The organism is Bartonella gabonensis (genome assembly GCF_903679515.1).
GTDB lineage: Bacteria > Pseudomonadota > Alphaproteobacteria > Rhizobiales > Rhizobiaceae > Bartonella > Bartonella gabonensis.
The window spans coordinates 23,250-35,049 of record NZ_CAHOYM010000005.1 but is presented as its reverse complement, the minus strand read 5'-3'; the positions used below and the strand labels follow the sequence as shown (position 1 = coordinate 35,049).

The 11,800-nt window shown below is 38.6% G+C and carries 8 protein-coding genes and 1 pseudogene; 7 read left to right on the top strand and 2 right to left on the bottom strand.

Features of this window, described 5'->3' with window-relative positions; all coding sequences use genetic code 11:
- Positions 1-439: 439 nt before the first annotated feature.
- The 5 genes and pseudogenes from HWX04_RS02180 (at position 440) to edd (ending at position 7,416) form a co-directional block, all read left to right on the top strand.
- The gene (locus tag HWX04_RS02180) at positions 440-1,867 is read left to right on the top strand and encodes a glutamine synthetase family protein (RefSeq protein ID WP_175868605.1); all 1,428 of its coding nucleotides are present in this window, start codon (positions 440-442) and stop codon (positions 1,865-1,867) included.
- A gap of 11 nt (positions 1,868-1,878) precedes the next feature.
- Positions 1,879-3,162 (top strand): NAD(P)/FAD-dependent oxidoreductase, encoded by a 1,284-nt coding sequence (locus HWX04_RS02175; protein ID WP_175868604.1) that lies wholly within the window; start codon positions 1,879-1,881, stop codon positions 3,160-3,162.
- 119 nt (positions 3,163-3,281) lie between these two features.
- Positions 3,282-4,751, top strand: coding sequence for a glucose-6-phosphate dehydrogenase (zwf, locus tag HWX04_RS02170; RefSeq protein ID WP_175868603.1), 1,470 nt, complete (start codon positions 3,282-3,284; stop codon positions 4,749-4,751).
- Positions 4,752-4,786: 35 nt separating this feature from the next.
- On the top strand, positions 4,787-5,539 hold the full coding sequence (gene pgl, locus HWX04_RS02165; RefSeq protein WP_175868602.1) for a 6-phosphogluconolactonase: 753 nt from the start codon (positions 4,787-4,789) through the stop codon (positions 5,537-5,539).
- Between the two features lie 54 nt (positions 5,540-5,593).
- Positions 5,594-7,416, top strand: a pseudogene (gene edd / locus HWX04_RS02160) (phosphogluconate dehydratase).
- 65 nt (positions 7,417-7,481) lie between these two features.
- Here the strand turns inward: edd and folD are convergent.
- Complete coding sequence (gene folD / locus HWX04_RS02155) at positions 7,482-8,381, bottom strand: bifunctional methylenetetrahydrofolate dehydrogenase/methenyltetrahydrofolate cyclohydrolase FolD (RefSeq protein ID WP_175868601.1); 900 nt, start codon at positions 8,379-8,381, stop codon at positions 7,482-7,484.
- 316 nt (positions 8,382-8,697) lie between these two features.
- On the opposite strand from folD, the gene HWX04_RS02150 reads away from it, so the two are divergent.
- On the top strand, positions 8,698-10,578 hold the full coding sequence (locus tag HWX04_RS02150) for an AsmA family protein (RefSeq protein ID WP_175868600.1): 1,881 nt from the start codon (positions 8,698-8,700) through the stop codon (positions 10,576-10,578).
- A gap of 97 nt (positions 10,579-10,675) precedes the next feature.
- Here HWX04_RS02150 and HWX04_RS02145 read toward each other — a convergent pair whose 3' ends face one another.
- A complete protein-coding gene (locus tag HWX04_RS02145) occupies positions 10,676-10,819 on the bottom strand; it encodes a hypothetical protein (protein WP_175868599.1) in 144 nt (47 codons plus the stop codon).
- Positions 10,820-11,051: 232 nt separating this feature from the next.
- On the opposite strand from HWX04_RS02145, the gene HWX04_RS02140 reads away from it, so the two are divergent.
- Positions 11,052-11,795: a 16S rRNA (uracil(1498)-N(3))-methyltransferase gene (locus tag HWX04_RS02140; protein ID WP_175868598.1), complete on the top strand. Its 744-nt coding sequence runs from the start codon at positions 11,052-11,054 to the stop codon at positions 11,793-11,795.
- Positions 11,796-11,800: the final 5 nt, after the last annotated feature.

Sequence of the window (11,800 nt, the reverse complement as noted above, 5' to 3'; positions counted from 1 at the left end):
AATACTGACGGCTTCTCGTTGTCTCAAGCGTTTATCGGAGTTGCTGTAAGGCGCAGTTAATGAGACGCTATGATTGGGTATTTTGCTGTATAGATTTAGGAAGAAGAAGTGGCGATGCGTATCGCTTCTTTGTGGCTATTCAGAGTAGAGATGTAATAATTACGTTGAGCATCCACTATGAGATTTTATACAATTATTGCTTGTCAAAATGGCTTTAGGCGTTTTGTTTTTTACAAACAGAACGTTAGCGTCGATGTATCACGTGCAGTACCAATTTTTCACTATAGTTGATAGGATAGTTTATTGAGTGTAAGGTTCTCTTACCTTGATGGATGTTGTAGCATTCTTTAAAAATATTCGTTGATAAGTTTTTTTCTGTCATTCATATAAGGTTGATATAATAAGAATAGAACTTGATTATTTTAAAAGTTGATATGTTATGGCTGTAAAAAATGGTAAACAAATAAAAAGCAAGAGTTCTAAGCCTGTTTCTAGTTTTCTTAAAAACTTACGTGGTGTAAGCAACTGGCAGCAAGTTTTACAATGGCTGGCTTTTCGTAATGTGGAAGATATTGAATGTATTACGCCAGATCAAGCGGGTGTCCCGCGTGGCAAGATGATGCTTTCTAAAAAATTTACATCGGAAACATCATTAGCATTGCCTTCAGCGGTTTTTATGGCAACAATTTCAGGAGATTATCCTGAAGATGGTCATGGCTTTGAATATCCCAAAACCGATGGTGATCTGCGTCTTGAGCCAGATTTGTCTACGCTAAGCATTGTGCCATGGGAAGATGCTCCTACAGCACAGGTGATTTGTGATCTTGTATATCAAAATGGACAGTTCGTAGATTATACACCACGAAATGTTTTGCGAAAAGTAGTCAACTTTTATACGCAAATGGATCTAAAGCCGGTTGTTTCACCAGAAATTGAGTTTTATTTAGTAGAGAAAAATCCTGATCCTGATTATCCTTTAGTTCCTCCGGTTGGTCGTTCTGGCCGTTCAATTGGTGGGGGGCAGGGCTATTCAATTGCCGGTGTGAATGAGTTTGATGAGTTTATTGATGATATTTATCATTTTTCGGAAGCGCAAGGATTGGAGATTGATACGCTTATTCACGAAGAAGGGGCCGGTCAGTTTGAAATCAATTTACGTCATGGTGATCCGATTGAATTGGCTGATCAAGTTTTTATGTTCAAACGCACAATTCGTGAGGCTGCTCTTAAACATAATATGTATGCAACTTTTATGGCCAAGCCCATTCAAGGGCAGCCTGGTTCTGCTATGCATATTCACCAATCAGTCGTTGATAAGAAGACAGGTATGAATATTTTTACAAAAGAGGATGGTGAAGAAAGTATTTGTTTTCGCCATTTTATTGGTGGATTACAAAGACATATGGCGGGGGGACTTGTCATGCTTGCGCCTTATGTAAATTCTTATCGACGTCTTATGCCGGATGTTTCGGCACCTGTTAATTTGCGATGGGGATATGATAACCGTACCACAGCATTTCGTGTTCCTCGTTCCTCTCCTCAAGCGCGGCGTGTTGAAAATAGACTTCCTTCATCAGATGCTAATCCTTATTTGGCTTTGGCAATTTCTTTGGCTTGTGGTCTCATTGGTTTACAGCAAAAAATTGAACCGGATGAGCCAACGACAAATAATGTAAATGCTGATAACATTGAATTACCACGTGGTCTTATTGAAGCAGTCAATTTATTTGAACAAAATACAGAAATACGTGCTATTCTGGGCGATGTGTTTGTCAGTACTTATGCTGCAATCAAACGACAAGAGTTTGAAACTTTTATGGAAGTGATTAGCCCGTGGGAGCGCGAATATCTCTTGCTTAATGTTTGAGGTTTATCACGATGATTTGCTCTAATCCAATTTCTCCAGGAGTTTCTTGGTATGAGGATTCTTTAGAAGAACGTCCCTTCTATCCTTCTTTTTGTGAAGATAGACAGAGTGATGTTGTCATTATTGGAGGTGGATTGACAGGCCTTTCAGCTGCTTATCATTTAGCACATGCTGGGGTGGATGTTGTTTTATGTGAAGCATCACGCTTTGGGGATGGTGCTTCAGGGCGCAATGGTGGGCAACTAGGAACGGGGCAACGGCAATGGGTCGAAACGTTAGAGAAAAAATATGGTTTTGAGCGCAGTAAAGTGCTATTTGATTTAGCAGAAGAAGCTAAAAGAGATATTTTATCTTTATGCGTGATGCCTAGTTTTCAATGTGATTTTATGGCAGGACAGCTTTCTGTAACCCATAAAAGGCGTGAGCTTCTTTCTTATCAACGGCATATTGAGGCGATGCAGTGTTATGGCTATCATGCGCTTACTTATATGGATAGGGCTGAAACATCTAGGCGGCTTGGCTCATCTTTTTATTGTGGTGGTATTTATGATGCGGATACTGGTCACATCAATCCCTTAAAACTTGTCGTTGGGTTGGCCAAAAGAGCTAAAGATGCTGGTGCTAAGCTTTATGAGAAGACACAAGTAACAAGCGTGAAGAGCAAGGGATCTCATTGGAAAGTAATAACAGAAAAAGGGAGTATAACAGCAGAGCATGTTTTACTCGCAACGAATGGATATAAACTTGGTTTGCAGCGTTTTGTTGAGAAAAACATTGTTTCTATTCGCTCTTATATTGGAGCAACGGAACCATTACTAAAGAATAGTTCAATTCTCGCAGGCGGTGAATCGGTTGATGATTCTCGTTTTATGGTTCGCTATTTTCGAAAAAGCATTGATAATCGTCTCTTATTTGGGGGTGTAGAAAGTTATGATAATCAGAATCCTGTAAACTTAGATGTACGTATAAAACGGCAAATTGCTGAAATTTATCCTCAATTACACTCTATAAATCTCAGCCATCGTTGGGGGGCAACGGTTGCCATCACGGTTGAGCGTATGCCTTATGTTCGTCAACTTTTTTCAAGGATGACTTATTGTGGTGGTTATTCAGGGCATGGCATTATGCTTGCTCCTTTTATGGGAAAATTATACGCAGAATGGTTGACTGGAAATCATGAACGTTTTGCCCATTTTCAGAATTTAAAGATTTCATCCTTTCCGGGAGGAAGCGTTTTGCGTTATCCGCTTATATTTTTAGCAATGCGTTGGTTTTCTTTAATGGATCATTTTTAACAGGAACATTGATTGAAATGTAGAAAATTAATGGCTTATTTAGGTTCTGTCTGCTTTAATGATAAAAGCTTTTATAAGTAATATGGGATTGCATAATCGAATAGAAAAATAATAAGTTCATGGTAAGTAAAATTATTCCAGTTCCTCCCTTTGATTGTATTGTTTTTGGTGGTAATGGTGACTTAGCAGCACGCAAACTTATACCTGCTCTCTATCATTGTCAGAGGGTTAGGCAATTTAGTGAGCCAACGCGTATTATTGGGGTTGCGCGTTCTGCATGGAGTAATGAAGAATATCAAAATTTTGTTCGTGCGTCTTTAGAAAAACATATTCATAAGGACTATCTCAATTCAACTGAACTTAATTGTTTTCTTGCACGTTTAACTTACGTTTCTGTTGATATTACCTCACATCAAGGCTGGTACGATCTTGCAGAGGTGTTGTCACAAGATTCAGCAAAAATTCGCGCTTTTTATTTAGCGGTTGGTTCACCACTTTTTGCTGATATTGCGATGAGATTAGGGCAAAATGATTTTATCACACAGCAAACACGCATTATCATTGAAAAACCTGTTGGCCGTGATGTCAAAACAGCGACTGAACTCAATGACATATTTGCTAAAGTATTTCATGAAGATCAAATCTTTCGCATTGATCATTATCTTGGCAAAGAAACGGTTCAAAATTTGATGGCCTTACGTTTTGTGAATACACTTTATGAGCCGTTATGGAATTCCAACTATATTGATCATGTTCAGATAACGGTTGCTGAATCTTTAGGTTTGGAAGGGCGTGCAGAATATTATGAGAGTACAGGGGCGCTACGCGATATGGTGCAAAACCATATGCTGCAATTGCTTTGTTTGGTTGCGATGGAAATACCATTTACAAATAGAGCCAATGCTGTGCGGGATGAAAAACTTAAAGTTTTACATTCTTTAACACCTCTTGATGTTCAGAATGTAGAACAATATACTGTACGTGGGCAGTATGTTGCTGGTACATTGAATGGTGTTTCTGTAGATTCTTATCTTGATGATCTTGGAAAAAAGGTAAGTTGGAGCGAAACATTTGTAGCATTGAAGGTTAAGATTAATAATTGGCGTTGGGCAGATACGCCTTTTTATTTACGAACGGGTAAGCGCATGCCCACGCGAATGTCTGAAATTGTGGTTGTTTTCAAACCCATTCCTCATAATATTTTTAATGTAGATTCGGATGAGATTTTTTCTAATCGGCTTGTTATTCGTCTCCAGCCTGATGAAGGCGTCAAACAATGGTTGATGATTAAAGATCCAGGTCCTGGTGGTATGCGATTTCGTCATCTCCCCTTGGATATGAGTTTTGCATCTGCATTTTCTCAGCGTAATCCTGATGCTTATGAACGTTTATTAATGGATGTTATTCGCGGAGATCAAACACTCTTTATGCGTCGTGACGAAGTTGAAGCAGCTTGGAGTTGGATTGATCCTATTCTTGAGGGGTGGCAAGCAATAAAGCAGCCTATGTATGAATATAATGCGGGAACATGGGGACCATCTGCTTCGACGATTTTAATTAAACATGATGGACGTATATGGAACAATTGAGTTTAGAGCAATAAGTTTAGTTTAGAGCAATAAGTATGCATAGAATGAATATTGACCGTTTAAATTTTGAAACACCTACGACTCTTGCTTTAGCGTTGGCTGACCGTGTTGCAGCAGAGCTTAGTATAGCTGTTCTGGAACGCAAGCGCGCGATTTTAGCGGTATCCGGTGGTAAAACACCAGAATTGTTTTTTCATTATTTATCAAAGGCTGATATTGACTGGCAAAATATTATCATCACTTTGGTCGATGAACGTTTTGTCCCTATACACGATGAACGTTCAAATGAACATATGGTACGGTGTCATTTGTTACAAAACTTTGCCGAAAAAGCGCGTTTTGTAGGGCTTTATCATAAAGCAATTACTGCTGAACTTGCTGCTTTTTCGGCAGCAAGTCGTGTTAATACTTTGCCTAAACCCTTTGATGTTGTTATTTTAGGAATGGGGATTGATGGACATACGGCTTCCTTTTTTCCTGATGCTGATCGTTTAAAGCAAGCCCTTGATCTTCGCACACAAGCACTTGTTTTACCACTTCATGCCAAAAGTGCTGTTGAGCCAAGACTCTCACTAACTTTGCCAGTTATTATGCAATCTCGTTGTATTATTCTCCATTTCGAAGGTTTTCAGAAACGCGATTGTTTTGAAGAAGCTTGTCAAGATGGATCTGAAATAGAAATGCCAGTTCGGGCAATTTTGCGTAATTCTCCTCATCTTGTGCAGGTTTATTGGTCGCCTGCAGAAAATGAAATAAGTGAATCAGAATATGAGAGACAAGCGGAATAGAAACGCAATCTCTCTTTCATAAATGAGGAGGAGTAACAATGGAAGGGGGAAAATATGGCACTTTCCAAGACAATTGCCACAGTTATACGAAGGATTTATGAACGTTCTCGATCAACACGAGAAATTTATTTAGATCGTATTGCAAAAGCACAGGCTCATCGCCCTAAACGAAGTTTTTTGGGATGTGCTAATCAGGCGCATGTTTTTGCTGCTTGTGATGTAATAGATAAAGAGCGTTTGAAAGGAAATATCGTTGGAAGTATTGGCATTATAACGGCCTATAACGATATACTTTAAGCCATCAACCTTTTGAAAAATTTCCTAACTTAATTAAAGAAGCAGCCCGTATGGTTGGTGGTGTTGCACAGGTAGCAGGGGGTGTTCCGGCGATGTGCGATGGTGTTACGCAGGGGAATGCGGGGATGGAGCTTTCCCTTTTTTCGCGTGAAATGATTGCAATGGCGACAGCTATAAGCTTATCACACGATATCTTTGACGCAGCATTGTATCTTGGAGTGTGTGATAAAATCGTTCCCGGTTTATTGATTGGTGCACTAACATTTGGACACTTACCAGGAATTTTTATACCCGCTGTTCCTATGACAACGGGTCAAGGTAATGATGAAAAAGCAAAAATACGTCAACTTTACGCAGAAAATAAAATAGATCGCCAAGCATTGCTGGAATCAGAAGCCCGTTCTTATCATGGACCAGGGACATGTACATTTTATGGGACAGCTAACTCAAATCAGGTGATACTGGAGATGATGGGCCTGCAAATACCGGAAGCTTCTTTTGTCAATGCGAATACACCGTTGCGTGATGCTCTAACAAAAGAAGCTACAAAGCGTGTACTTGAAATGACTGATCTCGGTGATCATTATAGACTACTTGGTATGATTATTGATGAGCGTTCTTTTGTGAATGTCATTGTAAGATTAAATGCAACAGGAGGTTCTACCAATCATACGATTCATTTGATAGCTATAGCTGCGGCTTGCGGTATTCAATTGACATGGCATGATATTGCAGAAATTTCATCTTTTGTGCCTCTTTTAGCGCGAATTTATCCTAATGGTTTGGCTGATATCAATCATTTTTATGCAGCAGGGGGGATAGGATTTATTATTTGCGAGCTTATTGAGGCCGGTTTAGTACATGATGATGTTTCTACGGTTTTTGGTAACGATCTCAATGCTTATGCAAGTGAAGCAAAGCGTTCTGCTGATGGCTGTGTGGTGCGTGAACCGGCTCTCAAGGAAAGTGGTGATCATAAGGTGTTAGCAGGGTGGAAAAAACCATTTCAGCTTGACGGTGGTCTTCGTGTTTTATCAGGAGATTTGGGAACAGCTATTATAAAAGTTTCATCTGTTAAACCAGAATATTGGCAGATTAAAGCACCAGTCCTTGTCTTTAATGATCAAGAGGATCTCCAAAAATCTTTTCGATCTGGAGCGTTGTATGATAAAGATTTTATCGCTGTTATTCGCTACCAAGGGCCCAAAGCCAATGGTATGCCAGAGCTTCATAAATTAACCACCATTTTAGGCACCTTACAAGATCGCGGTCAAAGGATAGCATTGATAACGGATGGCCGTATGTCCGGAGCATCAGGAAAAGTTCCTGCTGCCATTTATCTGGCACCAGAAGCTTTGGATAATGGTCCCATTGCGCGTTTGCAAGATGGTGACATTGTTTTCCTTGATATTCATGGGGGTAAATTAACTCTTTTAGAGGATTTAGCAAAATTTACCGCGCGAACAATTACTCCTCCTGATCTTTCAAAAAACGAACAAGGTGTTGGACGCGAACTCTTTCGTGTTTTTCGTCAATCGGTTAATCGAGCAGATCAAGGGGCATCTGTTTTTATGAGATGAGAAATGCAAAAAGAAACAAGGTAAACCATGTGCAATAAAATCATCTACAGTGATTGTAAAAATTCTTAGAATTTTGGTATAGGAAGATTGTGTAATCGGGCGGCAGCTTTGAGTGTATTAACCATGAGCATGGCAATTGTCATTGGTCCAACGCCTCCTGGAACAGGGGTAATTGCAGCAGCTTTTTCTTTTACGTTTTCAAAATCGACGTCCCCAACAAGACGCGTTTTTCCTACACCTTTTTCTGATGAGCCAATGCGGTTAATACCAACATCAATAATAATTGCGCCATTTTTCACCCACTCTTTTTTAATCATTTGTGGGCGGCCTACAGCAGCAACGAGAATGTCGGCACTCCGACATACATCAGCAAGGTCACGGGTACGACTATGGGCAATTGTCACAGTAGCATTGGCAGCTGTTAAAAGGGCAGCCATAGGTTTTCCAACAATATTAGAGCGTCCAACAACAACAGCATCAAGTCCAGATAAATCTTGCCCACAGTATTGTTCAATCATCATCATAGCACCAGCTGGTGTGCAGGGAATAATAGCATCTTCAAGTGCATTGGCTGCCAGTTTTCCTACATTGACATAATGGAAACCATCAACATCTTTTTGGAAAGCAACGGCTTGTGTTATGCGGTTTGTATTGATATGGGCAGGAAGAGGCAGCTGTACCAAAATACCATGAATTTTGGGATCAGAATTTAATGTTGCAATAAGTTGAAGGAGCTCTTTTTCTTGCGTTTCTTTGGAAACGATATGTTTGATTGAAAGAAATCCACATTCTTCAGCTTTTTTATTTTTTGAGGCGACATATACTTGACTTGCGGGATCGTCTCCCACGATAATAACAGCGATACTAGGTTGTATATTATAGTTATTGCGGAGTTTTGCTGTTTCAGCCTTAACTTTCATAATAATCTCTTCAGCAAGTTTTTTTCCGTCAATAATATTATTCATAAGAGAGATCCTTTCGGTAAGACTGTTTGTTTTTTTGTAAAGCATTTTCTAATAATACGATAGAGTTTTATAGTAATATTCATAGGGGAACAGTGAGAATTGTTTGATAATGTTGTGGATTTATAGTTTTAGAAGACTTTTAAATAATTGCTTTATAAAAAAGCAGCAATATTGCTGTTCAAATAAACTTTGGATAAAGGATAAAATAATAAAAATACAAAATAGATATGGTGAATTATAGGGTTATAAGAAGTCTTTTAACAACTATTTAAGTTTGTTTTTAATCTATATAGGGGAATACGTATAGAGGGATATTGTGCGCATCAGAATAATAAAATTTTTGAGCGGAATTTTTATTGCAATTATCTTTTTATTTGGGGTGGGGATTCTCGTTTTACCTTATCTTGTTTCTACGGATATGATTCGTATTCGTTTAGCGCAAGAGTTGAGTGCATGGACAGGTTATAATGTGCAATTGCGTGATCCACCGCGGTTAAATCTTTTTCCTTATCCTAAAGCGTTGCTTTCCGGTGTTACTTTAGCCTCAAGAATGGATGGTGTTGCGCCATTAATGGAAGCTGAATCCATAGAAGTTGATCTTTCTGTTGTCGATCTTTTTCGGGGGCGTGTTTCTTTTTCAGAAACGCGGATTGTGCATCCTCAATTTGTTATGGAAAAACCCGTTAAAACAATGGCAGATTTTTTTGATCGATTTTCTCGCTCACAAGGTGCCTTAGGATTAGCCATACGCGAGGCGCGTGAAATATTACAACATAACCCTGAGAATCCAGAGATAGATCACCTTTTAAAACAACCTTTTGGGCGGGTTGTTATTGAAAATGGTGCTCTTGTGTACCAAGATAGCTTTTCAGGAGTAGCGGAAAAAATAACAGGATTAAATGCAACTTTCGATTGGCCAGAATCGACAGAGGAAGTACGGTTGCGTGCAGATGCTCGTTGGCGCGGAGAATTTACAAAATTATCAATTGATGCTTCTCAAGCATTGTTGCTTCTGGCAGGAGGAAAAAGTCAGATTAAGGCAAGTCTCAATTCTGTACGTGGAGGAATAACTTTTACAGGACAGGCTCGATTATCTGAATATTATATTTTTGATGGAAAGGTGTCGATGCGTTCTCCGGGATGGAATCAGACTTTGTCTTGGGTTGCAGGGAAGCAGTTTTGGGGACATAAATTTAAAATACCCATTGTATGGGAATCTCATTTTTTAGCGCGCCCAATGCATATCCAAATGAACAATGTTACATTTACGATGGGAAAAACCAATGCACGTGGGGCTTTGGAACTTGATTTTCAAGATCATGTACCAAATGTCATAGGCTCTTTAGCATTTGATAATCTAGATTTTAGTTTCTTTAGACCAGTATTTTTTTCAGTTAAAGAAAAAAATCCATTCTTTCAGACGGAAATTTTTAACCATATTGGGGTAGATATACGGCTTTCTGCACCACAAGCAAAATTAAGCAATATTACACTTACAAATTTAGCTGTTGCGATACAAATCAGAAATGGCCATTGCATTTTTGATCTTGGACATGCAAATATTTTGGGTGGATCACTTCAAAGCAATATTGAAATTACACCAGCTGGTCAGAAGTTGTGGCTTGAAGGGCGTGCCTCAGGAACTGCTATTGATATGCAGATTGTTTTAGAGGTTTTGGGAATTACCCCGTTTTTACAGAGCAGAGCGAATTTTACCATGATATTACGAACGCTTGCCAATTCTTGGTCAGGAATTTTTGCGAAAATGCGGGGTGAATTAGCACTGAGTATGTCTTCTGGCCGCCTATTAGGATATGATTTGAATGATTTACAGAGAAGGCTTGCAAAAAATGAACAATTTTTTTTAATGAATGATAATACCCTTTCAACAGCTTTTGAGCGTTGGAATATTCAAACAAGTTTTTCAGATGGTACGACAAAGATAACAGAATCATTAATGCGTACAGAAGATTGGAGTTTATCCATGTGGGGAACAATTGCATCTGCTATTATGCAAGATTGGCAAGATAAGCTCACATTACAGGCAAAACTGCAAAAAAATAACAGCTCAGAAACCCTATGTAGAGACGTTCAATGCCTTGCTAATAGTTTGATGCAGCCTCTTACCTTTTCTCTCAACTCCAAAGGACAGAATCGTGGTAATTTCTGGGTTAAACAAGATGATGATGCAAACTAATCGTCATTCTTCATTATGAGCATTGGTTAAGAATTTTATAGAATTTCTTAAAAATAATAAGTTATTATGAAACTTTAAAAAATAAATTGATGAGTACTTATTGAATCTTAGAAGAAATACCATAACCATCTGTGGAGATTGTGTACTTTCCATCTGCTTCAACCGAGCCAATCCCGACAGCGACCAGAATAAAGACTAAGAAAGTAGTAATAGTAATAATTGCAGCTTTTTTAGCAGACATATTTTTCCTCCAATCATGCAATCAAAAACTGAATGCAATGGTGAATTATCATAAAATTTTATGATAAGCAGAATCACTTAAAATTCCATTGGTTCCAATTATTATCTCATAAAATTAAAAAAAACCTATAATTCTTTATATATGAGAGCTCTATAGATATAATTTTTTCTTTTTGTTATATATTTTTCTTCCATTTTTTGAGGATCACAGTGAATTTTAGCACGATTTTGTTATGCGCATAAATTATAAACTTAAAAGATTATTTATTCAGCAGCCACTTGCTTGGAATAAAGAAATAAAAATAGAGGGAGCACAAGCTTCTTATCTTGTGCGTGTTTTGCGGATGCAAGTAGGAGCAGAAATTTTACTTTTTAATGGACAGGATGGTGAATGGCTTGCTAGGCTTATTACCGTTGGAAAAAAATTTGTTGTGGTTCGGCTTATTCATCAAGAAAGATTGCAAACGAAGCCTTCATATCTCATTTATTGTTTTGCTCCACTCAAAAATGCGCGTTTAGATTATATGGTGCAGAAGGCTGTTGAAATGGGAGTATCGATTTTGCAACCTGTTATAACGCATCATACACAGGTTACGCGTATCAATATGGCACGTATGGAGGCTAATGTTATTGAAGCTTCTGAACAATGTGGCATTTTATCTCTTCCTGAATGCGTATCGGCTCTATCATTAGCAGATCTTTTAGCACGTTGGGATGAGACACAGCCTTTATTCTTTTGTGATGAAGAGTATAAATCGCATAATCCATTATCTTCTTTTAAAAAGCGTGATGTTACAACACCTGGTGTTCTCATTGGACCAGAAGGTGGATTTAGTGAAGAAGAGCGGCGCTTTTTAAAAAAGCATTCTTTTGTGGTTTCAATATCATTAGGTCCACGCATTTTACGCGCTGACACTGCTGCTGTTGCGGCTTTAGCTCTTCTTAATGCTACCGTGGGAGATTGGTCAATGGATTGAGATGT

What these genes read in the sequence shown, in the direction of transcription:
- zwf (WP_175868603.1), top strand. Translation starts at nt 3,282, where the DNA reads ATGGTAAGTAAAATTATTCCAGTTCCTCCCTTTGATTGTATTGTTTTT.
- HWX04_RS02175 (WP_175868604.1), top strand. Translation starts at nt 1,879, where the DNA reads ATGATTTGCTCTAATCCAATTTCTCCAGGAGTTTCTTGGTATGAGGAT.
- HWX04_RS02180 (WP_175868605.1), top strand. Translation starts at nt 440, where the DNA reads ATGGCTGTAAAAAATGGTAAACAAATAAAAAGCAAGAGTTCTAAGCCT.
- HWX04_RS02145 (WP_175868599.1), bottom strand. Translation starts at nt 10,819, where the DNA reads ATGTCTGCTAAAAAAGCTGCAATTATTACTATTACTACTTTCTTAGTC.
- HWX04_RS02140 (WP_175868598.1), top strand. Translation starts at nt 11,052, where the DNA reads ATGCGCATAAATTATAAACTTAAAAGATTATTTATTCAGCAGCCACTT.
- folD (WP_175868601.1), bottom strand. Translation starts at nt 8,381, where the DNA reads ATGAATAATATTATTGACGGAAAAAAACTTGCTGAAGAGATTATTATG.
- pgl (WP_175868602.1), top strand. Translation starts at nt 4,787, where the DNA reads ATGCATAGAATGAATATTGACCGTTTAAATTTTGAAACACCTACGACT.